The 23,232-nt window shown below is 65.3% G+C and carries 24 protein-coding genes; 6 read left to right on the top strand and 18 right to left on the bottom strand.

The window, feature by feature from the left end:
* Window position 1 precedes the first annotated feature (1 nt).
* The 4 genes from V6X63_RS05560 to glyQ are packed head-to-tail and all read right to left on the bottom strand — an operon-like array spanning window position 2 to window position 4,313.
* The gene (locus V6X63_RS05560; RefSeq protein ID WP_367978364.1) at window positions 2-760 is read right to left on the bottom strand and encodes a lysophospholipid acyltransferase family protein; all 759 of its coding nucleotides are present in this window, start codon (window positions 758-760) and stop codon (window positions 2-4) included.
* Window positions 757-1,317 (bottom strand): D-glycero-beta-D-manno-heptose 1,7-bisphosphate 7-phosphatase, encoded by a 561-nt coding sequence (gmhB, locus tag V6X63_RS05555; protein WP_367978363.1) that lies wholly within the window; start codon window positions 1,315-1,317, stop codon window positions 757-759. Before gmhB ends, V6X63_RS05560 begins: the two co-directional genes overlap by 4 nt.
* Window positions 1,318-1,320: 3 nt before the next feature.
* Window positions 1,321-3,411, bottom strand: a complete 2,091-nt coding sequence (glyS, locus tag V6X63_RS05550) for a glycine--tRNA ligase subunit beta (protein ID WP_367978362.1) — start codon at window positions 3,409-3,411, stop codon at window positions 1,321-1,323.
* Window positions 3,408-4,313 (bottom strand): glycine--tRNA ligase subunit alpha, encoded by a 906-nt coding sequence (glyQ, locus tag V6X63_RS05545; RefSeq protein WP_367967663.1) that lies wholly within the window; start codon window positions 4,311-4,313, stop codon window positions 3,408-3,410. Before glyQ ends, glyS begins: the two co-directional genes overlap by 4 nt.
* A gap of 258 nt (window positions 4,314-4,571) precedes the next feature.
* Between glyQ and glnA the strand changes: the two genes are divergently transcribed.
* The 4 genes from glnA (at window position 4,572) to trmL (ending at window position 9,497) form a co-directional block, all read left to right on the top strand.
* Window positions 4,572-5,987 carry a glutamate--ammonia ligase gene (gene glnA, locus V6X63_RS05540; RefSeq protein ID WP_367967662.1) on the top strand — a complete coding sequence of 472 codons (1,416 nt, stop codon included), beginning with the start codon at window positions 4,572-4,574 and terminating at the stop codon, window positions 5,985-5,987.
* A 576-nt stretch (window positions 5,988-6,563) separates the two neighbouring features.
* On the top strand, window positions 6,564-7,619 hold the full coding sequence (gene glnL / locus V6X63_RS05535) for a nitrogen regulation protein NR(II) (protein WP_407826390.1): 1,056 nt from the start codon (window positions 6,564-6,566) through the stop codon (window positions 7,617-7,619).
* Entirely contained in the window at window positions 7,619-9,022 is a 1,404-nt protein-coding gene (ntrC, locus tag V6X63_RS05530; RefSeq protein WP_367967659.1) for a nitrogen regulation protein NR(I), read from the top strand. Before glnL ends, ntrC begins: the two co-directional genes overlap by 1 nt.
* 7 nt (window positions 9,023-9,029) lie before the next feature.
* Entirely contained in the window at window positions 9,030-9,497 is a 468-nt protein-coding gene (gene trmL / locus V6X63_RS05525) for a tRNA (uridine(34)/cytosine(34)/5-carboxymethylaminomethyluridine(34)-2'-O)-methyltransferase TrmL (protein WP_367967657.1), read from the top strand.
* Between the two features lie 19 nt (window positions 9,498-9,516).
* Here the strand turns inward: trmL and V6X63_RS05520 are convergent, their stop codons facing one another.
* The 3 genes from V6X63_RS05520 to V6X63_RS05510 are packed head-to-tail and all read right to left on the bottom strand — an operon-like array spanning window position 9,517 to window position 11,514.
* Entirely contained in the window at window positions 9,517-10,518 is a 1,002-nt protein-coding gene (locus V6X63_RS05520) for an NAD(P)H-dependent glycerol-3-phosphate dehydrogenase (RefSeq protein ID WP_367978361.1), read from the bottom strand.
* A 4-nt stretch (window positions 10,519-10,522) separates the two neighbouring features.
* Window positions 10,523-11,047: a protein-export chaperone SecB gene (gene secB, locus V6X63_RS05515; RefSeq protein WP_367978360.1), complete on the bottom strand. Its 525-nt coding sequence runs from the start codon at window positions 11,045-11,047 to the stop codon at window positions 10,523-10,525.
* Window positions 11,048-11,085: 38 nt separating this feature from the next.
* Window positions 11,086-11,514: a rhodanese-like domain-containing protein gene (locus tag V6X63_RS05510; protein ID WP_367967653.1), complete on the bottom strand. Its 429-nt coding sequence runs from the start codon at window positions 11,512-11,514 to the stop codon at window positions 11,086-11,088.
* A gap of 61 nt (window positions 11,515-11,575) precedes the next feature.
* Between V6X63_RS05510 and V6X63_RS05505 the strand changes: the two genes are divergently transcribed.
* Window positions 11,576-12,724 carry a murein hydrolase activator EnvC family protein gene (locus V6X63_RS05505; protein WP_367978359.1) on the top strand — a complete coding sequence of 383 codons (1,149 nt, stop codon included), beginning with the start codon at window positions 11,576-11,578 and terminating at the stop codon, window positions 12,722-12,724.
* A 10-nt stretch (window positions 12,725-12,734) separates the two neighbouring features.
* The gene (locus tag V6X63_RS05500; RefSeq protein ID WP_367978418.1) at window positions 12,735-14,024 is read left to right on the top strand and encodes a S41 family peptidase; all 1,290 of its coding nucleotides are present in this window, start codon (window positions 12,735-12,737) and stop codon (window positions 14,022-14,024) included.
* An 18-nt stretch (window positions 14,025-14,042) separates the two neighbouring features.
* Here the strand turns inward: V6X63_RS05500 and ubiB are convergent, their stop codons facing one another.
* From ubiB to lptM, 11 genes are all read right to left on the bottom strand, one after another.
* On the bottom strand, window positions 14,043-15,710 hold the full coding sequence (gene ubiB / locus V6X63_RS05495) for a ubiquinone biosynthesis regulatory protein kinase UbiB (RefSeq protein ID WP_367967651.1): 1,668 nt from the start codon (window positions 15,708-15,710) through the stop codon (window positions 14,043-14,045).
* Entirely contained in the window at window positions 15,707-16,324 is a 618-nt protein-coding gene (locus V6X63_RS05490) for a ubiquinone biosynthesis accessory factor UbiJ (RefSeq protein WP_367978358.1), read from the bottom strand. The genes ubiB and V6X63_RS05490 overlap by 4 nt, the downstream gene beginning before the upstream one ends.
* Window positions 16,308-17,072 (bottom strand): class I SAM-dependent methyltransferase, encoded by a 765-nt coding sequence (locus tag V6X63_RS05485; protein ID WP_367967647.1) that lies wholly within the window; start codon window positions 17,070-17,072, stop codon window positions 16,308-16,310. Before V6X63_RS05485 ends, V6X63_RS05490 begins: the two co-directional genes overlap by 17 nt.
* Entirely contained in the window at window positions 17,069-17,461 is a 393-nt protein-coding gene (locus V6X63_RS05480; RefSeq protein WP_367967645.1) for a gamma-butyrobetaine hydroxylase-like domain-containing protein, read from the bottom strand. Before V6X63_RS05480 ends, V6X63_RS05485 begins: the two co-directional genes overlap by 4 nt.
* A gap of 7 nt (window positions 17,462-17,468) precedes the next feature.
* On the bottom strand, window positions 17,469-18,791 hold the full coding sequence (gene hslU, locus V6X63_RS05475) for an ATP-dependent protease ATPase subunit HslU (RefSeq protein ID WP_367967644.1): 1,323 nt from the start codon (window positions 18,789-18,791) through the stop codon (window positions 17,469-17,471).
* Window positions 18,791-19,339 carry an ATP-dependent protease subunit HslV gene (gene hslV, locus V6X63_RS05470; RefSeq protein ID WP_367967873.1) on the bottom strand — a complete coding sequence of 183 codons (549 nt, stop codon included), beginning with the start codon at window positions 19,337-19,339 and terminating at the stop codon, window positions 18,791-18,793. Before hslV ends, hslU begins: the two co-directional genes overlap by 1 nt.
* Window positions 19,340-19,410: 71 nt before the next feature.
* Entirely contained in the window at window positions 19,411-20,334 is a 924-nt protein-coding gene (xerC, locus tag V6X63_RS05465) for a tyrosine recombinase XerC (RefSeq protein ID WP_367967643.1), read from the bottom strand.
* Window positions 20,331-21,038 carry a DUF484 family protein gene (locus tag V6X63_RS05460; RefSeq protein WP_367967641.1) on the bottom strand — a complete coding sequence of 236 codons (708 nt, stop codon included), beginning with the start codon at window positions 21,036-21,038 and terminating at the stop codon, window positions 20,331-20,333. Before V6X63_RS05460 ends, xerC begins: the two co-directional genes overlap by 4 nt.
* Window positions 21,035-21,874: a diaminopimelate epimerase gene (gene dapF, locus V6X63_RS05455; RefSeq protein WP_367978357.1), complete on the bottom strand. Its 840-nt coding sequence runs from the start codon at window positions 21,872-21,874 to the stop codon at window positions 21,035-21,037. The genes V6X63_RS05460 and dapF overlap by 4 nt, the downstream gene beginning before the upstream one ends.
* Window positions 21,871-23,115 carry a diaminopimelate decarboxylase gene (gene lysA / locus V6X63_RS05450; protein WP_367978356.1) on the bottom strand — a complete coding sequence of 415 codons (1,245 nt, stop codon included), beginning with the start codon at window positions 23,113-23,115 and terminating at the stop codon, window positions 21,871-21,873. The genes dapF and lysA overlap by 4 nt, the downstream gene beginning before the upstream one ends.
* Entirely contained in the window at window positions 23,112-23,231 is a 120-nt protein-coding gene (lptM, locus tag V6X63_RS05445; protein ID WP_367967636.1) for an LPS translocon maturation chaperone LptM, read from the bottom strand. The genes lysA and lptM overlap by 4 nt, the downstream gene beginning before the upstream one ends.
* Window position 23,232: the final 1 nt, after the last annotated feature.

Below are 23,232 nucleotides of genomic sequence, written 5' to 3'. Positions count from 1 at the left end.
TTTACCGGCTGGCTGAGCGGTCTCGACTGATCCGATCCATGGCCGCCTCGATCCATTCCGCCGTCTCGTTCACCACCTGTGCGGGGCTTTTCCCCTCAGTGGGGATGGGTGGTCCGACCTCCACGTAAATCGTTCCGGGCTTCATGCGGAGCCCCCGTCGAGGCCAGTGCTCGCCCGCGTTGTGGGCAACAGGCGTGACCGGGACGCCCGCCCGGCAGGCCAGCAATGCGCCCCCCTGCTGGTATCGGCCGCTTTGACCGGGGGGGACCCGGGTGCCTTCCGGGAAAACCACGATCCAGCGCCCGGACGCGATCTTTTCACGACCCTGATCAATAACCTGGCGAAGGGCTTCACGACCGGCGCCGCGGTCGATGGCGATTGGGTCCAGCCGGGCAAGTCCCCAGCCGAACACCGGTATCCTCAGCAGCTCGCGTTTCAATACCCAGCTCTGCGGGTAGAACAGGGGGAGTAGATTGAGGGTCTCCCAGGCACTCTGGTGTTTAGCCAGGACCACGCCCGGCTGCGTGGGGATATTATCCAAGCCATTGAATTCAATACGAATTCCAGCAATGTAGCGGACCATGAAAGCGACAATGCTGCACCACCGCGTAATCCACCAGTACCGCCAGCGCAGGGGTAGTGGAAAGCTCGGGAGACTGACCAGTGCCCAGATGATCACCGTCACGATCAAGCCGGCATGAAAGAGCAGACCGCGCATCAGGCTGGCGGATGGGACGTTCGTGGTCTGGCTCACACTCATGGGGCTGGCTCCGGGGAATTGATTTCCCGCAACAATTTCTCAGCGGCCGACGCCAGGTCATCGTAGACTGCCGTCCCGTCGGTGAGCGATGCCTCGGTCGCCCGGCCGTTACCGGTTCTGACCAGCCAGGCTTCGACCCCCGCGCGTCTTGCCGCTTCCAGATCACGCCGGCTGTCACCAATGACCAGGGCCGCATCCGTCGCGCAACCCAATTCCTCCAGGGCCTGCTGGATCAGGCCCGGTGAAGGCTTCCGGCAGGCACACCGGGCTTCGGGTGCGTGAGGACAGAAAAAAATGCCCGAGAGTTGGCCGCCCGCCGCGATGATGGCCTCGCGCATGCGCCGATGGATCCGCTCCAGCGTCTCCCTGGAGAGCATCCCGCGGCCCACGGCTGACTGGTTGGTGCAGACGGCAACCCTGATCCCGGCATGCGTCAGATTGGCGATGGCCTCCAGGCTGCCGGGGATCGGATTCCACTCATCCACCTCGAGGATGTAATTCGCCGAGTCGACGTTGATGACGCCATCCCGGTCGAGCAGCAGACACTGGCGGCGCACTATCTAGGCAGACTCCGGGAGGGCCGATACGTCGGCGATGGCCAGAAACAACGCCTGGAGCCGCCGTAACAGAGCCAGGCGGTTGGCCTGAAGATCGGGTTCATCAGCCATGACCATGACTTCATCGAAGAACCGGTCCACCGGCCCCCGCAGCTCGGCCAGCTGGGCGAGGGCCTCGCTGTAGGCGCCGGCCTCGATCAGCTTCTGCACCGGTGATACGCGCGCCTCGACGGCCTGATGGAGCTGTCGCTCGGCGTCGACGACGAGCCGCCCCTCATCCACGTCATGTGCGGGTTCGTCCCCCGCCTTCCGCAGGATATTCCGAATCCGCTTGTTGGCGGCGGCAAGGCTGCCGGCCGCGGGTAGCCGCGCGAAGTCCTGACAGGCTCGCAGGCGCCGATCGAAATCCAGTGGTTCGATATCCTCCAGATCGAGGACCGAGCGCACCGCCTCGAATAACTCCACCCCATAGCCGGCCTCCTGGTAGAGGCCGCGCAGCCGCTCGAGGCTGAATTCCACCAGCGATTCGACCTGGGCTGTTGCGTCAAGCCCATCGGGCTGGCGCTCGGCGGCGTCGCGGAACAGGGAGGCCAGATTGATGGCATGCCCGCCCTCGATGAGACTGCGCAGCAGCCCGACAGCGGCACGGCGCAATGCGAACGGATCCTTGGCACCTGTCGGCGCCTTGCCGATGGCGAAGATGCCGGTCAGCGTGTCGGCACGTTCCGCGACCGCCAGAAGACGACCCAGCGGCGATGCCGCCACCGCATCACCGGCATATCGGGGCCGGTAGACCTCGTCCAGGGCGATGGCCACGGCATCGCGCTCCATGTCCTCGCGCGCGTAATAGCGGCCCATGACGCCCTGTAGTTCGGGGAATTCGTCGACCATCTGCGTCAGCAGGTCGGTCTTGGCCAGTCTGGCCGCCCGCGCCGCGTCTGTGCTGTCCGTCTCAAAGCGGTCCGCATAGGCGGCCGCCAGTCCAGCAACACGCTCTGTCTTGTCGGCGAGGCTGCCCAGTTCCTTCTGGAACACCACGTTCGCGAGGTCGGGCAGCCGTGATGCCAGTGTCCGGGCGCGATCCTGATCCCAGAAGAAGGCCGCATCCGCCAGGCGTGGCCGGATCACGCGCTCGTTGCCGGCGATCACGCGGGCCGGATCACGGCTGTCGATGTTGGCCACCGTGATGAACCTTGGCAGGAGGCGGCCGTTGGCATCGCGCACCGGGAAATAACGTTGATGGCCCTGCATGCTCGAGATCAGGGCCTCGGGCGGCACTCGCAGGAAGCGTTCATCGAAGCTGCCGGACAGGACCACCGGCCACTCCACGAGCGCAGTGACTTCGTCCAGCAATGCCGCCTCGATAACCGCATGGCCCCCGATTTTCTCGCCCTCGGCGCGCACCGCCTCATGGATACGATCGCGTCGCTCGATCCGGTCCACAAGCACATGGGCCGCACGAAGCGCCGATCGGTAATCCCTTGCATGGTCCAGGGATACGGGTGCTGGATGGTGAAAGCGATGTCCGCGGCTTTGCCGGCCACTGTCCACGCCGAACAGGGTGGCCGGCACGACCGATTCATCCAGGAGCAGAACCACCCAATGGATCGGACGCACGAACTCCGCCGTCTCATCTCCCCAGCGCATGCGCTTGGGAATCGGGAGACTGGCCATCGCCTGTTCGATGATCTCCGGCAGCAGCGCCTCCACGGGTTGACCCGGCTCGGTACCGCGATGGACCAGCCAGGCACCGTCGTCATTCTCAAGGCGTTCCAGGACGTCCAGGTCGACACCACAGGAACGCGCGAACCCCTCCGCGGCCCGGGTCGGATTGCCTTCCGCGTCGAATGCAACGGCAACAGCAGGGCCCCGGCGTTCGAAATCGCGGTCAGGCTGCCGCCGCGCGATGGCCTCCACTTCCACCGCCAGCCGCCGCGGGGCGCCGAGCGCCGAAACACCGCTATACGTGATGCCGGCTCGATCGAGGCCGGCGGTCACGGCAGCGGCCAGGGCATCACTCAATCGGTCAAGGGCGCCGGGCGGCAACTCCTCGGTGCCGAGTTCGAACAGCAGCGAGGCGCGGTCTTCCGTCATGCCACACTCCTGTCGCCGCCGGTGGATCGGCAAAGCGGGAAGCCGAGCGCCTCCCGGGCATCGTGATAGGCCTGTGCCGACGCCCGCGCCATGTTGCGCACCCGCAGAATATAGCCCTGCCGTTCCGTGACCGATATGGCGTGGCGCGCGTCAAGCAGGTTGAACGTATGCGAGGCCTTCATCGTCATTTCATAGGCCGGCAGCGCGAGACCCTGCTCCCCGAGACGCAGCGCTTCGCGTTCGCAGGTATCGAACCAGCCGAACAGGCTCTCCACGTCGGCTTCCTCGAAGTTATAGCGAGACTGCTCCCGTTCATTCTGCAGATAGACATCGCCATAGGTGACCGGACCATCAACGCCCTCGGTCCAGACGAGATCGAAGACGCTTTCCACCTCCTGCAGATACATCGCGATCCGCTCGAGGCCATAGGTGATCTCGCCCATCACCGGCCGACAATCCAGTCCGCCAGCCTGCTGGAAGTAGGTGAACTGGGTAATCTCCATGCCGTTGAGCCAGACCTCCCAGCCCAGGCCCCACGCCCCCAGCGTGGGTGACTCCCAGTTGTCTTCCACGAAACGGATGTCATGGACGAGCGGATCAATGCCCAGCGCCTGCAATGATCCCAGATACTGCTCCTGGAAGTCTGCCGGGGAGGGTTTCAGGACCACCTGGAACTGATAGTAGTGCTGCAGGCGGTTGGGGTTCTCGCCGTAACGCCCGTCGGTGGGGCGGCGGGACGGCTGTACATAGGCGGCCCGCCAGGGCTCCGGTCCGATTGCGCGCAGGAAGGTGGCCGGGTGGAATGTCCCGGCACCCACCTCCATGTCCAGCGGCTGCATCAGCACGCAACCCCGCTGCGCCCAGTAGTTCTGAAGGGCGAGGATCAGGTCCTGAAAGGTCATTGATTCTCCAGCGAATCCGCGAAATGCCGGGCAGTATAGCCCGGCCAGGCAGGCGCTGTCAGGCATGCTCCCACCGGTCTATGCACCGTTACGGTGCATTCCATATGCGTTGCGCCCTTTATTGGTGCAGCTATTGCCATTCCGGTGCCATAGCAGCGAAGGTAAGGCCTGTTTTGGTGCGCTTCGCCCAGGTTGGCATGGAAACTGCTTCCCCCACGGGGGCAAAACTTTTGGTTCGATATCACTGGAGGCCGAATAATGGCTAAAACCGCCGATGACGTGCTTGCGATGATCAAGGAGAACGAGGTCCGCTTCGTGGATCTCCGGTTCACCGACCCCAAGGGTAAGCAGCAGCATGTGACCCTGCCCGCTCACGCCGTGGATGCGGACTTCTTCACCGAGGGCAAGATGTTCGACGGTTCCTCGATCGAGGGTTGGAAGGGCATCAACGAATCCGACATGATCATGATGCCTGATCCTGAGACGGCGGTCCTCGACCCGTTCTTCGATGATTCGACCCTGATCCTGGTCTGTCAGATCATCGAGCCCAACACCATGCAGGGATACGGACGCGACCCGCGTTCCATCGCACAGCGGGCGGAGGCCTACCTGCAGTCCACCGGCATCGGTGACGTGGCCTACTTCGGCCCCGAGAACGAATTCTTCGTGTTCGACGATGTCCGCTGGGGCACCGACATGAGCGGGTCGTTCTACAAGATCGACTCCGAGGAGGCCGGCTGGAACACTGAAAAGGTCTATCCGGACGGCAACATGGGCCATCGCCCGGGCGTCAAGGGCGGTTACTTCCCCGTCCCACCGGTGGACAGCCTGCATGACATGCGCTCCGCCATGCTTGAATGCCTGACGGACATGGGCATGGAGACCGAGGTGCATCATCACGAGGTCGCGACGGCGGGCCAGTGTGAGATCGGCGTCGGTTTCAACACGCTGGTGAAGAAGGCCGACGAGGTCCAGACCCTGAAGTATGTCGTGCACAACGTGGCCGCTGCCTATGGCAAGACCGCCACGTTCATGCCCAAGCCCGTCGTCGGCGATAACGGCAGCGGCATGCACGTCCATCAGTCCATCGGCAAGACCGGCGAGATGCTGTTCGCCGGAGACCAGTATGGCGGCCTGTCGGAAACGGCGCTTTACTACATTGGCGGCATCATCAGGCACGCCAAGGCGATCAACGCCTTCGCCAATGCCTCGACCAACAGCTACAAGCGGCTCGTGCCCGGCTTTGAGGCTCCCGTCCTGCTGGCCTACTCCGCGCGTAACCGTTCGGCATCCGTCCGTATCCCGTGGGTCTCCAACCCCAAGGCACGGCGGATCGAGGTCCGCTTCCCCGACAGCACCGCCAACCCCTATCTCTGCTTCGCGGCGATGCTGATGGCCGGCCTCGACGGCATTCAGAACAAGATCCATCCCGGCGATGCCATGGATAAGGATCTCTACGATCTGCCGCCCGAGGAAGAGGCGGAGATCGATAAGGTCGCCTTCTCGCTGGAGGAAGCGCTGGACGGCCTCGACAAGGACCGCGAGTTCCTCAAGGTCGGTGGTGTCTTCACCGATGACGCCATCGACGGCTACATCGAGATCAAGCGCGAGGAAGTCCAGCAGCTGCGGATGACCACCCATCCGGTGGAGTTCGACCTCTACTACAGCGTCTGATCCGCGTCGAGGCGATTCGCCAATCGATCAGAGACCCCCGCTTCGGCGGGGGTTTTTTATCTCTGGAGTTCCACTCTCTACCCGACTTCCGGCTCCCCAGGTCATGCAAGACGTGGATCGACCGCTGTTCCGGCCGGGGTTGATCCCTGGCCGTGCCCTGTCGCTCCCGTCGCCTTGTCCCGGGCTCGCGCGGTGCGCGAGGCGCTTCATGCGGTGGATGACCCACCGAAACGCGCCCCGAGTTCGCCCGGGACAAGGAGACGGGATCGACAAGCCATGACACACCACCAGATCCTGGGCTTATCGGCTCCCTATCCGTCCACCGGGCGATCTTGAGACGCCGATCGGTGTGTTATCCACCGCGTTCCAAGCCCCGCGTCTCGCGTGAGTCCGGGGGAAGGGGCAGAGCCGGCACAGCACCCTGCACGGGGGACGGGTGGGGAGCCGATACGGCCTGGGGCATCGCACCAAAATGGTGCGTTATGCCGCCGCAGCGCCTACACTGGACCCGCCGTTGAGCCCATATCCGAGAGGCCGAATGGACTGGCGTGTTTCTTGCTTCAAGCGAGTGCAATGATGAACGAAGCCCCGACTGCCGATGCCAGCGAAATTCTCGACAGCCTCACCCGGGCGGTGGTGGTCATCGACGCAGAGCGGCGGATCACGCGGATGAACGCGGCCGCCGAGTCACTGCTGCATGTCAGCAGTCGGCAGGCAGTCGGTGAGCGGCTGACACAATTGGTGCCGGCGCTGGCCGTACTGGCTGATCCTGTTGGACAGGCGCTCGCCGAGGGTGCGAGTTACACGGAACGTGAAATGCGTCTGGCGCTCGGGCCCGAGCGCACCATTACGGTTGACTGCGCGATCACGCCCCTCGATGGTGCATCCAGTCTGCTTCTCGAATTCGAGCAGCTTGACCGCCATCTGCGGATTTCCCGCGAAAACCGCCTCATTGCACAGAACCAGGCGATCCGGGAGTTGATCCGGGGGCTCGCCCACGAGATCAAGAACCCGCTGGGCGGGCTGCGCGGTGCCGCACAGCTGCTGGAAGCGGAACTCTCTGGCGATGATCAGAAGGAGTACACCCGGATCATCATCAGCGAAGCGGATCGCCTGCGCACGCTGGTGAACGGTCTGCTGGGGCCGGAATCGCGGATTGAGCATGCGCCGACCAATCTGCATGAGGTGGTGGAGCGGGTCCGACATCTGGCGGTGGCCGAGGCGCCGGCCGGAGTCGAGATCCAGCGGGATTACGACCCGAGTATACCCCTGCTGCCGGCGGCCGGTGACCAGCTGATCCAGGCCCTGCTCAATCTCGTGCGCAATGCCCTGCAGGCCGTGGGTGACTCAGGGCGGATCACCCTGCAGACCCGCAGTCACAGGCGCTTCACCATCGGCGATCGGCAGCATCGGCTGGTGGCACGTGTGGATGTCATTGACAACGGCCCCGGCATCGCGCCCGAGCTACAGGATCAGATCTTCTATCCCATGGTCACGGGTCGCCCCGAGGGGAGTGGCATCGGCCTGCCGATCGCCCAGAACCTGGTCAATCAGCATGGCGGTCTGATTGAGTGCACCAGTGAGCCCGGTCGTACCGTATTCACCGTCTGGTTACCGCTGGAGGAAGCTTGATGGCCGATTCGACGACTGTCTGGATAGTCGATGATGATCGCTCCATTCGCTGGGTGCTGAAGAAGGCGCTGGAACGGGACGGATTGAGCGCCGTCGACTTCGAGACCGGCGAAGAGGCCCTCATGGCCCTGGAGCGTGATCAGCCCAATGTGCTGATCACCGACATCCGTATGCCACGACTCGATGGACTGACCCTGATGGGTCGCTTCCATGAGCACGACCCGGAGCTGCCGGTGATCGTGATGACCGCGCATTCCGATCTTGATGCCGCGGTGTCCGCCTACGAGGGCGGTGCATTCGAGTATCTGCCGAAGCCGTTTGACGTGGAGGAGGCGGTTGACCTCGTGCGCCGTGCGGCCGCCGCCGCGCGCAGCAGTGGGCCGCCCGAGGGCCGACGTGAGGATATGCCGGAGATCATCGGCGAGGCGCCGGCCATGCAGGAGGTATTCCGGGCCATCGGCCGGCTGTCACGTTCGAACATCACGGTGCTGATCAATGGCGAGTCGGGGACCGGCAAGGAGCTGGTCGCCGGTTCCCTGCACCGCCACAGCCCACGCGCTGGCAAACCCTTCATCGCCCTGAATATGGCGGCCATCCCGCGGGATCTGATGGAATCCGAGCTCTTCGGTCATGAAAAGGGTGCATTCACCGGCGCCCACCAGGTCCGTCGCGGCCGCTTCGAACAGGCCGATGGCGGTACTCTATTCCTGGATGAAATCGGCGACATGCCGGCGGAGCTGCAGACGCGGCTATTGCGTGTGCTGGCGGACGGCGAGTTCTATCGGGTCGGAGCGCACACGCCGATGCGCGTCGATGTTCGGATCATTGCGGCCACGCACCAGAATCTTGAAGCGCGTGTCGCCGAGGGGCGGTTCCGCGAGGACCTGTTCCACCGTCTCAACGTCATTCGCATCCACTGCCCGGCACTACGGGAGCGATGTGCCGACATCCCCGCGCTGGCGGACCATTTCCTGCACCGGGCCGCCCGCGAACTCAATGTCGAACCGAAACAGCTCACCCGCGAGGTCGAGCATCGTTTCCAGACACTGCCCTGGCCGGGCAATGTCCGCGAGCTCGAGAACACCTGTCGCTGGCTGACCGTGATGGCGAGCGGTCGTGAGGTGCAGATGGATGATCTGCCTCCGGAACTGACGGGCATCGACCCCTCGGCCGTTGAGGAGCCGGCGGTGGACTGGGAGACGGCGCTGGCCCGCTGGGCCGAGCGTCAGGCCGAGAACCAGGGCGACGGCGCGCTGGCCGCGGCTCAGAGTCGGCTGGAGCGGGTGTTGATCGAGGCGGCACTGAAGCGCACCGGCGGACGCCGTCAGGACGCCGCGCGTCTGCTCGGCTGGGGCCGCAATACCCTGACGCGCAAGATCCGGGACCTCCAGATGCAGGTATGATGCGCGGATGCCGCTGCATGTCGTTCTGCACAGCCCGGAGATTCCGCCGAATACCGGCAACGTCATCCGCCTCTGCGCCAACAGTGGCGCACGGCTTCATCTGATCCGGCCGCTGGGCTTCGTGCTTGATGACCGGCGGCTGCGTCGAGCCGGCCTGGATTATCACGAATTCGCCACCATGCAGGTGCATGATGACCTCGACGCCTTCATCGGAGCCGTGGCGCCGGCGCGCCTTTGGGCGTTGACCACACGGGGCCGGGTCCGTTTCGATCAGCCGGACTACGGACCGGAGGACGCACTGCTGTTCGGTAGCGAGACCGCCGGTCTGCCGGACCGGGTCATGGCATCGATTCCCCCGGCACGGCGACTGCGGTTGCCGATGCAGCCGGGTAATCGCAGTCTGAACCTCTCCAACAGCGTGGCGGTCACCGTCTACGAGGCATGGCGGCAGATGGGGTATGCCGGTAGCGTCTAGCCCGGGCTGCGCAGCCGAATCAGTCGCCGAATTCGGCTCCCGGCTGTCTCTCCATCAGGTTTTTTGCCGCTGCCATCGGGGTCTCCCGGCCCAGCACGATCGCCTCGACGGCCTGACAGATGGGTAGCTCGACCATCAGTCGGCGGGCCAGGGCGCCCACCTCACCGGCGGTGCGAACCCCCTCCACGACTTCGCCGATGGTTTCGGCCGCGGCGGCGATGGACTCTCCGCGGCCCAGGGCAAGCCCCATCCGCCGGTTGCGGGACTGGTCATCGGTGCAGGTGAGGATGAGATCACCCATCCCGGCCAGGCCGGTGAGGGTTCTATCCTCGGCACCAAGCGATGCGCCAAGGCGACGGACTTCGGCCAGCCCCCGGGTGATGAGGCCCGCGCGGGCATTGGCACCAAACCCGAGGCCGTCGGCGATCCCCGTGGCGATAGCGAGCACGTTCTTGACCGCGCCACCCAGTTCAACGCCGACAAGATCGTCACTGATGTAGACACGAAAGCGCTCATCATGGAAATCATGGCCGAGCGCCTGGACGATGGCTCGATCGTGACCGGCGAGCACCACCGCGGTGGGGAGCCCTCTGGCAACTTCCCGGGCGAACGTGGGTCCGGAGAGAACCGCGAGCGGGTGACCGGGCAGCGCCTGTCCGGCGAGCTCATGCAACAGCCCCCCGCTGGCGGCGTCGAGACCCTTGGTTGCCCAGAGGACCGGGATTCCGGCGGGCAGCTGGCCGGGCAGCTGCCGCAGCGTTTCCGCGAAGGCGTGACTGGGTACGGCGATGAGCAGCGCGTCGATGTCCTCTAGCGCCGACGCTAGATCGATTCGCGGCTGAATGGCTGCAGCCAGCGGGATGTCGGTGAGATAGCGGGGGTTGTGCCCGGTCACGCCCATCGACCGGACGGCCTCCGGATCATGCCCCCAGAGCCGCACGTCATGACCGTTGCGGGCCAGAACCAGGGCGAGGGCCGTTCCCCATGACCCTGCCCCGAGCACGGCATAGCGGCGGCTCACCGCTTCAGCCCGTGGTATCGCTGCCCTGACCCGCGGCCTCGGCGCCTTCCGCCTCCTGCTGGCGCTGGCGCGCATAGAGGGCGTCGAAGTTGACCGGTGAGAGGGTCATCGGCGGGAAACCGGCCTTACCGGTGAGATCGCTGATCGCCTCGCGGGCATATGGAAACAGCACGCCCGGACAATAGGCACCCAGCAGCTGGTCGGTGGCGTTGTCCTCAAAGCCGTTGACCGTGAAGATCCCGGCCTGGTGGACTTCGCAGAGATAGGATGGCTTTTCCTCCGCGGTGGCGGTCACCGTCACCGTCAGCACCACCTCGTGCAGGCCGTCGCCAAGGGGGGTGCGGCGGGTATTGAGCTCCACGCGGGCTTCCGGTTTCCAGGCCTGGGTGAAGACTTCCGGAGCGCCGGGCGTTTCTACCGAGCAGTCCTTCAGATACACCTTCTGGATCGCGAACTGTTGGGCATTCCCGCCCTGTGCGGCGGCTTCTCCGGGGCCTCCGGCGGCATTTCCGTTCGGCGTGTCGGCCATATTGACTCCTTGACGGTAAATCGACTGTTGGATCGGGCTCAGCTGCGTCCCTCGGTCGGCAGGCTTGCCTCACGCCAGGCGTTGATTCCGCCGCGCAGCTGCCGGACATCGGGCCAGCCCAGGCCCTGGAGCGCCTGGACGGCCTTGAGCGTCCGCTGGCCGCTGTCGCAGTACACCACGATCGTCCGGTCGCTGAATCGCTTCAACCGGTCCTGGCGTTTATCGATATGCTCCATGGGGATGTTGATCGCCCCGGGCAGATGACTGGTCTGATAGGCGTTTTCGTTGCGCACGTCGACGAATACCGCGGCATCATCGTTGTATAGCCGCGTTGCATCGGCGGTGTCGATGGCGTGACGGCCGCGCCGGAAATTCATGATCTCACTGGCGATCAATGCCGCCACCACGGCGAGCAGGGCCCCGATGAGCAACGGATGATTAATGCTGAATTCTATGACTCTATCCATGACCCGGCGCTGTTAGCATGAGTGAACGCTGCGGGAGTATACCAGCCGAGATGACCTGCCGATGAGACGATTCCTGCCAGTCCTCTGCCTGGCGCTTCCCGCCCTCGCGTTCGGGGCCACCGACGGTGAGCTTGCGGCGCGTCAGGAGCGACTCGAAACCCTCCGCGCCGAAATGGAGGCGCTTGGTGAGCAGCTTGCCGCCGACCGTGAGCGGGCCGGCGGGCTGGAGGCGGAGCTGGCGAGGCTGGAGCGGCGCATTGGCGAGGAGCAGGCGGATTTACAGGCACTGGATGAATCGATTGCTGCCCGAACCCGGCGGGTGGAAGAACTGCAGGCGGCGATGGAGGCCGAGGCGGCCCGCAGCGAGCGGCACCGGGACTATCTGGCGGAGACCGTGCGCTCGGCCTATCGGCGCGGGGCGCTGGCCCCGCTCGGTTTGATCCTTGGTGACGACGATCCCGCCAGAATCCAGCGGCTGCTGATCTACCAGCAGCGGTTGGGTGAGGCGCGAGCCGAGCGGGTGAGTGCCGCGGAAGCGGCCATGCGGCGGCTGGGTGAGCAGCGTGCCGAGTTGCAGACGCTGCTGGTGGAACAGCAGACGGCGCGGGAGACGCGGGCCTCCCGGCTGGCAGAGCTGCAGAGCAGCCTGGCTGAGCGGGATGCACTGCTGGCCAGGCTGCGCCAGAGAATCCGCGAGACCGACGGGCGTCTGGCCTCGTCACGTGAGGAGGCCGAGTCGCTCGCCGATCTCATCGAGGATCTCCAGGCTCGGCTGGCCGCGACGGGGCCAGCCGTCGGCGAGTGGCCGTCATTATCGGAAGGGGCGCTGGCCTGGCCGGTTCGTGGCCCCCTGCTGGCGCGTTATGGCAGTGAGCGGGCCGCCGGTCTGCGATGGACAGGGCTGCTTATTGGCGGTGATGAAGGCGAGCCGGTGACGCCCGTGGCGCCGGGGCAGGTCGTGTTCGCCGACTGGTTGCGCGGTCTGGGGTTGCTGCTCATTATTGATCATGGAGAGGGTTACCTCAGTCTCTATGGACGCAACCAGGCGCTTTATTCCGATGTCGGAGACTGGGTGGAAGCAGATGATGTGATTGCCACCGTCGGTCGCAGTGGCGGTCGTGCCGAGACCGCGCTTTATTTCGAGTTGCGTGCCGACGGCGAGCCGGTGAATCCACTGGCATGGCTGCGCGCGGAAGGTAACCAGGGTTGAGGATGGCATGATGCGTATTCCCGGAATGCTCCAGGGGCTGACAGCCGGCACGCTGATCGCGCTGCTGCTCGCGAATATACAGGGTGTGACGGCGCAGTCGCAGAGCGCGGATGACCTGCCGCTTGAGGAGCTGCGCGTCTTCACCGAGGTCTATGAGCGGATTCAGAGTGATCACGTCGAATCAGTGGACGATGAGGAACTCGTCCGTAACGCCATCCGCGGCATGCTTCAGGGCCTCGATCCCCATTCCGCCTATCTGGCGGCCTCCGAGTATCAGCAGCTCAGGGAGGGCACCCGGGGAGAGTTTGGTGGACTGGGCATCGAAGTGGGCATGGAGGATGGCTTCATCAAGGTCATTGCGCCTATTGACGGGACGCCGGCGGATGCAGCCGGCATTGAGCCGGGCGATCTGATCATCCGTATCGATGAGCAGTCGGTGAAGGGGCTTGATCTGCAGGAAGCCGTGGAGCTGATGCGCGGCGATCCGGGCACGGAGATCGGCCTGAGCATTCTGCGGGAGGGCGAAGACGCCCCGATTGAGATCACGCTGAAGCGAGACGTCATCCAGGTGGAAAGCGTCCGCGCGCGGATGCTGGAGCCCGGATTCGGTTATCTGCGCATCAGTCAGTTCCAGTCGCGCACCGGGGAGGATGTACTTGAGGCGGTGGATGAGCTTCGGCATGAATCGGGGTCGCTGGATGGACTTGTCCTGGATCTGCGCAATAATCCGGGGGGCGTGCTGGATGCCGCGGTCGGCGTGGCCGACGCCTTTATCAGCAACGGCGTCATCGTCTCCACCGAGGGACGCGTGGAGAGCGCCCGCAATGAATTCACCGCAACCCCCAATGACATTCTCAACGGGGCGCCGCTGGTCGTGCTGGTCAATGCCGGGTCGGCCTCGGCTGCGGAAATCGTCGCCGGCGCACTCCAGGATCAGCGGCGGGCGGTCATCATGGGGGAGCCGACGTTTGGTAAGGGCTCGGTCCAGACCATTCTGCCGCTGCGCAACGGCAATGCGGTCAAGCTGACCACAGCCCGCTACTACACGCCGGACGGCCGATCCATCCAGGCCGAGGGCATCATCCCCGATGTAGAGATCGCCAATCTGCGGGTCAGCGACCGTGAGCGGGCTGCCGAGGCGGTGCGCGAGTCGAATCTGCCGCGACATCTGCAGGGTGACAGCGGGCGGTCCAATGCCACTGATCAACAGGCCCCACCGCAGTCGAGCCTCGCCACGCGGGACTACGCCCTGGCCGAGGCGCTGAACCTGCTCAAGGGGCTGAATATCCTCGGCAACTGATGCCCTCGGTGGGTATTGCTATCTGCGCGGCCAGGCGGCCAGCCAGATGATCGCGCCAAGGCTCCCCACGACCCAGCTCACCAGCGGTGCCTCGCCGAGCATCATCGGGCTGCGGCCGTCGAGCCCCGCCAGGATGAACGCCGAGATCACGAGGGCGGCACCCACACCGGTGGCAAAACCGCGCCGTCCGTTCTGTCGGACCTCCAGGCGGAGAGCCGTGAGCTGATCCTGCTGGCGGTCGAGCTGCTCACGGGCTCGAGTGACTTCCCCCAGGGCCTCGTCCACCCGCCGCGGCAACGCCGGCAGCGTCTCGGCGAGGTGCGGGAGTTCACGGCTGAGGTGCTTGAGCACGGCCCGGGCGCCGACCTGCTCACGCATCCAACGCTCCAGGTACGGCTTGCCGGTATCCCATAGATCAAGTTCGGGGTAGAGCTGCCGGCCGAGACCCTCGATGGCCAGCAGCGTCTTCTGCAGCAATACCAGCTGGGGCTGGATTTCCATGTTGAAGCGGCGGCCGGTCTGGAACAGGCGCATCAGCAACGCACCCAGCGAGATCTCGCCCAGCGGGCGTTCGAAGATGGGTTCGCAGACCGTCCGCATGGCGGCCTCGAACTCATCCACACGGGTGTCCGGTGGCACCCAGCCCGATGCCACATGGAGTTCGGCGACCCGGCGGTAGTCGCGATTGAAGAAGGCAAGGAAATTATCGGCCAGATAACGGTGATCGACGGGGCTGAGTGAACCCATGATGCCGAAGTCGACCGCGACATAACGCGGATCGGCGGGATCGCTGACATCGACGAAGATGTTGCCCGGGTGCATATCGGCGTGGAAGAAGCTGTCGCGGAAGACCTGGGTGAAGAAGATCTCCGTGCCCCGCTCGGCGAGCGCCTTCATGTCGACGCCAGCGTTCTTAAGGCCCTCGATGTCACTGATCTGGAGCCCGTGGATACGCTCCATGACCATGACACGCTGACGGGTGCCCGGCCAGTAAACCTCAGGGACGTACAACAGGGACGAGTCCTGGAAATTGCGTTTGAGCTGGGAGGCGTTGGCCGCCTCGCGCATCAGATCCAGCTCGTCATGCAGGGTGGTGTCAAACTCCCGCACGACCTCCACCGGCCGCAGGCGGTAGCCTTCGCTCCAGTAGCGCTGCGCCAGACGGGCAAAGAGGTAGAGGACGCCGAGATCCCGGGCGATGGCCCGCTCGATGCCGGGCCGGACCACCTTGACCACCACATCACGCCCGTCGTGCAGACGCGCCGGATGCACCTGGGCGATCGATGCCGATGCCATGGGCTCGGTGTCGAAATGGGCGAACCAGGCATCGATGGGCTGCTGATACTCTGCCTCGACGATGCCGCGGGCCTGGTTCCCGGGAAACGGCGGGACGTTGTCCTGCAGCCGTGCCAGCTCGGCGGCGATGTCCGGCGGCAGCAGATCGCGCCGGGTGGAAATGATCTGTCCGAACTTCACGAAGATCGGGCCCAGATCCTCAAGCGCCAGGCGGATGCGTTCGCCGCGCGGCTGCTGTCGCCGCTGGAACCAGGCCCATGGCATGAACAGCCGGAGGAACCGGAAGGGCCGGAACCACCGGGTGGCGAAAAGCACCTCGTCCAGCCCGTGGCGCAGCAACACCACATTGATCTGGACCAGGCGCAGCAGCAGGCGTGGCCGCGGGATCATCCTCTCCCCCCGCGGCGTTCCAGCCGCCGGATCCGTGCCTCGAGCCGATCGACATCCTCGCGGAGCACGTCGACGTCCGCCAGGAAATGCTGAACTTCCAGGGCCACCGGCAGCCAGCGGCGCTCCTCGGTGGCGAACTCGCCGGTGTTGCGCAGCAGCGTGTCCAGGCTCCGGCGGCACCATTCACTTCCGTCGCGCACGCCCGCGCTCACTCGCGCAGCCGAGGCCTCGCCGACGAGCCGGGCCATCTGCGCTTCGAGATCCACATCAAGGTCGCTGAACAGGCTGCGGACCTCCTGGATGGTGCCGATATCGCCCCGGAAAGCCACATCACGACTGCGTCGCCCACGCGACAGCACGAGCCCGGTGAGTCCGGCCAGGGAGGCCTCGAGCAGCGCATCGCAGTCGCTCATGTCGGTGTCGTCGCTGATCAGGGTCAGGCCTTCCACCCCGAAAGCCACGCGCAGACTCAGCTCGGGATCAGTGAGTCTGAGGCCGAGCTCCCGGCCGTCCAGGGGTGAGAGCCGATGGGCCGTCTCCGGATCCAGGTGCAGGATCCGGTTGATGCCCTGCTCGATCAGGCCGAGGGGCAGCCAGTCAGTAGACATGGCCATGATGGAGGGCGACGATCCCCCCGCTCAGATTGATGTAGTCGACGTCCTCGAAGCCGGCCTCCTCCATCATGGTCTTCAGGGTCTCCTGATCGGGGTGCAGTCGGATGGATTCGGCAAGATAACGGTAGCTGTCCGCATCGTTCGCCACCAGTTTCCCCATCAGGGGGAGCATCCGGAAGGAGTAGAGATCATAGAGGGGCTGAAGGGGGGGCAGGTACAGCGACGAGAATTCGAGTATGACCAGCCTTCCACCTGGCCGGAGTGCCTCGCGCATCGCCCGCAGGGCCCGCGGGATCCGGGTGACGTTGCGCAGCCCGAAGCCGATGCTGATGCGATCGAACTGCCGGGGTGGGAAGGGCAGCTGTTCGGCGTTGGCGATGACATAATCGAGATTGCCGGTCAGGCCCTCGTCAAGCAACCGGTCGCGGCCGGTCTCCAGCATGGCCTGATTGATGTCGGAGACGATCACCCGCCCCTCGCCACCGACCTGCCGGGCCATCCCCATGCTGAGATCGCCGGTGCCGGCCGCCAGATCCAGCACCTGCTGCCCCGGCCGGGCATCAATCAGGCGCAGCGCCTGGCTTTTCCAGAAACGGTGCAGGCCCGCCGACATCAGGTCGTTCATGAGGTCGTAACGTCGGGCCACCGAGCTGAATACCTCGCCGACGCGGCGTGCCTTCTCCTCCACCGGTACGCGCTGGAAGCCGAAATCGGTCTCTTCTCCGTGCTGCCGATCGACTGTGGTCATGCACCCTTACCCCCATTGCGCTGATGGCCGGCATCGGCCAGGGCATCCAGATAATCCTGCCAGTAGGCGGCCTGATTCTCGCCCAGATCGTAGAGCAGATCCCATGAGTACAGGCCGGTGTTGTGACCATCATCAAAATCGATGCGCAGCGCATACTGGCCCACGGGTTCAATCCCGACGATGCCCACCGACTCCTTGCCGACCTGCAGGATGGCCTGCCCCGGGCCGTGGCCGCGGACCTCGGCAGACGGCGAGTAGACCCGGAGATATTCCGCGCCCAGCTCGAACCGCCGGCCGTTGTCGAAGTGGACCTCCAGCATCCGAGAGCGGCGGTGGAGTCGGATATCCGTGGGGATATGGCCGGTTTCACGGCGTGCGGGACGTTTCATGTCGACCTCAGAGGATGTACCGGCTGAGGTCTTCATCGCCGGCCAGGTCCGCAAGCTGCGCGTCCACATAGTCGGCGTCGATGGTCACTGCCCCGCCGCTCTGATCCGGTGCGCCGTAGGAGATCGCCTCGAGCAGTCGCTCCATGATGGTGTGGAGCCGCCGTGCGCCGATGTTCTCGGTCCGCTCGTTGACCTCCCAGGCCATGCGGGCGATCCGGTCGACGCCCTCCGCCGTGAAGGCGAGTTCCAGCCCTTCGGTGGCGAGTAACGCCTGGTACTGCCGGACGAGGGAAGCATCCGGCTCGGTAAGGATGCACACGAAATCCTCCACCGAGAGGGAGTCCAGCTCCACGCGGATGGGCAGCCGGCCCTGCAGTTCCGGGATCAGGTCAGAGGGCTTGGAGACATGGAATGCGCCGGAGGCGATGAAGAGGATGTGGTCGGTATTGACCATGCCGTGCCGTGTCGACACGGTGCTACCCTCCACCAGAGGCAGCAGGTCGCGCTGCACGCCCTCGCGGGAGACATCGCCGCCGCTGCCCTGCTCGCTGCGACGCGCGACCTTGTCGATTTCGTCGATGAATACGATGCCGCTCTGCTCCACGGCCTCAATGGCCTTCTGCTTGATCTCCTCCTCATTGACCAGCCGGGCCGCCTCCTCATCGCGCAGTACCCGCCAGGCGTCGGCGATGCGCATGCGCTGGCGCTCGCTGCGCTGGTTGCCGAGATTCTGGAACATGCCCTGGAGCTGACTGGTGAGCTGCTCCATCCCCGGCGGCGCCATGATGTCGAGGCCCGGTTGCTGGCCGCGGACATCGATCTCGATTTCGCGATCGTCCAGTTCGCCTTCGCGCAGCTTCTTGCGCATCTTCTGACGGGTGCTGTCCAGGCTCTCGTCCGCCTCGCCGCCGCGGGCCTGGGGCAGGAGCGCGTCGAGAATGCGATCCTCCGCCGCGTCCTCTGCCCGGTTCGCCTGTCGGGCCATCTCCTGCTGACGGATCATCTTCACGGCGTTGTCCGTGAGATCGCGAATGACCGATTCCACGTCGCGGCCGACATAGCCCACCTCGGTGAACTTGGTGGCCTCGATCTTGATGAACGGGGCATTGGCCAGCCGCGCCAGGCGTCGCGCGATCTCGGTCTTGCCAACGCCGGTGGGACCGATCATCAGGATATTCTTGGGGGTGATCTCGGGCCGCAGTTCGGCATCCACCTGGAGTCGCCGCCAGCGGTTGCGCAGGGCATTGGCGACGGCACGCTTGGCGTCCCCCTGGCCAACAATGTGCTTATCCAGCTCCTGGACGATTTCGCGGGGTGTCATTTCGCTCATCAGGCTGTCCCGTCGCCGAGGGTTTCAATGGTCAGGTTGTGGTTCGTGTAGATGCAGATGTCAGCGGCAATGCCGAGGGCCTGCCGCACGATGGTTGCCGCATCCAGCTCCGTCTCGGTCATCAGCGCCTGTGCGGCCGCCTGGGCGAAGCCCGAGCCCGAGCCAATGGCCATGAGATCGCGCTCCGGCTCAACGACGTCGCCGTTGCCCGAGATCATCAGCAGGCTTTCCGAATCGGCCACCATCATCAGCGCCTCAAGTCGCCGCAGGGCCCGATCCGAGCGCCAGTCCTTGGCCATTTCCACCGCCGCCCGGGTGAGCTGGCCCCGATAGCGCTCGAGCTGGCCCTCGAAGCGCTCGAACAGCGTGAAGGCATCGGCGGTGCCGCCGGCGAATCCGGCCAGGACCCGATCGTGGAAGAGTCGACGCACCTTGCGCGCATTGCCCTTCATGACGGTGTCACCCAGCGTCACCTGGCCGTCGCCACCGACGGCGGTCTGGCCATTGCGGCGCACGGCGAGAATGGTGGTGCCATCAAACTGCTGCAAAACGGTTCTCCGGGCGTTGCTGTACTGGCGTTCAGGACCCGTCATGGTAACGCAGCCGCGCGGAATCCGGGCTACTTCCGTTTGCGTCGTGCCCGGGGATGGGCGCGATCGTAGACCTCGGCCAGATGCTGGAAATCCAGATGCGTGTAAATCTGCGTGGTACCGATATCGGCATGGCCCAGAAGTTCCTGCACGGCGCGCAGATCGCCGCTGGACTCCAGGAGGTGTGTGGCGAATGCGTGTCGCAGCATGTGGGGGTGGACCGGCTGATCCATCTCCCGGGTGCGGGCCAGTTCGGCGAGACGGGTCTGTATGGCGCGATGGGAAAGACGGCCACCCCGGCGGCTGACGAACAGGGCCGGTTCGCCTGACCGGGCCAGCTCGTCCCGCACGGCGAGCCAGCGGCCCAGGGCCTCCCGGGCCTTGCTTCCCACCGGGACGATACGCGTTCGGGCGCCCTTGCCGATGACCCGGAGTTCGCGGGGCTGTCCCGCGGCATCGGTGATGTCCAGGGCGGCGACTTCGGCGAGACGCAGACCGGAGCCGTAGACAAGCTCGAAAATGGCCTGATCGCGCCGCGGGAGGGGATCGTCCTGCGGCGCTGCCGTGTCGGGCGCGTCCAGCAGTCGGGACACGGCATCCACGTCCAGTGTCTCGGGCAGCCGCCGGCGCTCGCGCGGTGCCCGGATATCCGCACTGGGGTCGTTCTGTGCCCGGCCCTCCCGCTGCAGATAGCGATAAAGCCCGCGCACGGCCGAGAGTCGCCTCTGCAGCGAGCGTGGCGAGAGTCCGCGGCGGTGGCCGGCACTGATCCACGCCCGGAGATGAGCGCTGCTCACGGCCCGCCAGTCATGGGTATCCGTGCCGTCCAGGAAATCGACGAACGACTCGAGATCGCGGCGGTAGTGTCGGCAGGTCAGCGTCGAGAGACGACGCTCATCCCGCAGATGGGCGAGGTAGGTATCGAGAGCCGGCTGCAGCCCGGCCGCGGTCAACCGGACTCCCCGTTGAGGGAACGGCGCAGGACCCGCGCCACCAGTGATCCCAGCTGGCTAAGGAACACCGTGCCCTGGTCATCATGATAGCGGTCCGGATCGCGGCTGCCGATGGCGATAAAGCCGCGCAGTGGCGTCTCGTCCATCGGGATGACCGCGGCGGATGCCAGTGTCTCTGCCTGATCGCCAAAGATCAGTGCCAGGCGCTCGGCGTCGAGGCTCCCCAGCACCGGTGTGGTACCGGGGAAATGCTCCTCGAGTTGCATGGCCTCGGCGTCATCGGGGGCAAGTACGGGAACGCCCCCGCCGGGCAGGCCATCGCCGATCAGCAGCACCTGTACCACATCGGCGCGGAAGTCCTGTCGCAGGCCATCCCGCAATGCCACCAGGACACTCTCGAGGTCTTCCGCGGCCAGCAACTCAAGGGTGAAGCGATGCAGCTGTTCGGCGAGCCGGTCGTTGTCCCGGGCGATGTAGAGCAGTTGATCGAGCCGGCGGGACAGCTCCCGGGCCTCCTCGCGCAGGATGGATACCTGATACTCGATAAGGGAGACCGCGCCACCGCTGTCGTGGGGGATGTCCAGGTTAACCAGCACGTCCCGATGGCGCCGGAGCAGATCCGGGTGTTCGCGCAGGTAATCGAGCACCTGGCGTTCGTCAGGATCGTTGCCCGTTTCCGCAGATTCCGTGGTTTGCCTGCTCATTCCGCCCCCGCCGCCATTGTGCCCTCGAATACGGGTACCGCCGGGCCGGTCATCCACACCGGTTCCCCCATACCAGACCAGTGTATCACCAGCCTGCCGCCCGGCAGGTCTACCGTGACACGCGAGTCGAACCAGCCATTGAGAACGCCGGCGACCACGGCGGCACAGGCGCCCGTGCCACACGCAAGGGTCTCGCCGACGCCGCGCTCATAGACGCGGAGCCTGGCGCGGTCGCGACCGAGCACCTGAAGGAACCCGGCGTTGACCCGGTTGGGAAAATCGGAATGACGCTCCAGCAGCGGCCCCAGGCCGGCGACCGGCGCCGTGTCCACGTCGTCCACGCGCAGTACCAGATGCGGGTTGCCCATGGAAACGGCGGCCACCTCGAACACTTGCTGCTGGACCTCGAGCGGATAGAGCGCCTGCCGTTCCGCCGCCCGGAAAGGGATATCCGCCGGCGTCAGGACCGGCGGGCCCATATCGACCCGGACCATGTCATCCGCCAGTATCTCCACCCGGGTGAGCCCTTTGGCGGTCTCGAGTGTCATCCGCCCGTCCGCCGACAGACCGTGATCCTTCAGGAAACGGGCCATGCAGCGCACGCCATTGCCGCAGTGTTCGACCTCACCGCCGTCGGCGTTCCAGATCCGATAGCGGAAATCGGCTTCCGGTGCCTGCGCCGGCTCGGCCAGCAGCACCTGATCACAGCCGACGCCGTAGCGGCGGTCGGCGATGCGACGGACCCGCTCCGGCGTGATATCCAGTTGGTTGGTGATGCCGTCGAGCACGACAAAGTCGTTGCCGAGCCCCTGCATCTTGGTGAATCCGAGGCTCATGGCGTTTCCAGCAGTCGTTCGCCCTGCCAGAGGGCCTGCAGCGGTTCACGCTCGCGGATTAAATGGGCGCGGCTGCCATCCACCAGGACCTCCGCCGGCCGCGGGCGGGCATTGTATTGCGAGGCCATGACAAAGCCGTAGGCACCAGCGCCGTGGATCGCCAGCAACGCACCGGGGGCGAGCGCCAGGGAGCGCGCCTTGCCCAGTGTATCGGCACTCTCGCAGACCGGTCCGACGATATCGTAGAGGCGCGGCTCGGCGTCGACCGGCTCCGCATTCTCGATGCGCTGCCAGGCATCGTACAGCGCGGGCCGGAGCAGATCCGTCATCGCGGCATCGACAATCGCGAAATCCCGATGACCGGGCTTGAGGTATTCCACCCGGGTGAGCAGCAGGCCGGCCTCGCCCACCAGCGCACGGCCGGGTTCCATGAGCAGGCGCTGCGGCCGATCCGCGAGCAGGGGGGCGAGGCGCTCGGCAAGATCTGCGGGCGTCGGTGGCTGTTCGTCCTCGTAGCGGATCCCCAGACCTCCCCCGATATCCAGATGCGCCAGACCGATTCCGGTATCGCCGAGGCGATCGACCAGCGAGAGGCTTCTCGACAGGGCGTCAGCCAGTGGATCGAGTTCGGTGAGTTGTGAGCCGATGTGGAAATCGAGGCCCGTGACGCGGATACCGGGCATTGCCGCCGCCTGGCGGTAGATGGCCTCGGCCCGATGGATGTCGATTCCGAACTTGTTCTCCTTCAGCCCGGTGGAGATGTAGGGGTGAGTGCGGGCATCGACATCGGGGTTGACGCGCAGCGATACAGGCGCCTCGAGTCCCTTGCGCAGGGCGATTGCGGCGATGCGCTCGAGCTCCGCCTCCGACTCCACGTTGAAGGCAAGGATGCCGACGTCCAGTGCCTGGACGATCTCCGCTTCGGTCTTCCCGACGCCGGAGAAAACCACTCTGCCGGGGTCGCCGCCGGCCTCCATCACGCGGGCCAGTTCACCGCCCGAGACGATGTCGAAACCGCTGCCGAGGCGGGCCAGGAGCTGGAGAATGGCGAGGCTCCCGTTTGCCTTCACCGCGTAGCAGATCAGATGGTCGCGGTCGGCGAAGGCCTGGTCGTAGGCTCGCCATGCGGATTCAATGGCGGCTCGCGAGTAGACATACAGGGGCGTGCCGAACTGCTCGGCCAGCGCCGGCACCGCGCAATCCTCGATGTTCAGGATGCCATTGTGGCGGGACAGACTCATGCCATCTCCCCGGCGCCGGCGGGCGCATTGGCTTCAGGTAGGTAAAGGTCGCCCTTTACGCCACATCCGCTCAGCAGTATCAGCATGACGAGCAGCAGGCAGGACAGGATGCGCATG

The sequence above is a fragment of the Spiribacter onubensis genome (genome assembly GCF_040838425.1).
GTDB classification, from domain to species: Bacteria; Pseudomonadota; Gammaproteobacteria; order Nitrococcales; family Nitrococcaceae; genus Spiribacter; species Spiribacter onubensis.
This window is presented reverse-complemented; position numbering and strand designations above follow the sequence as displayed.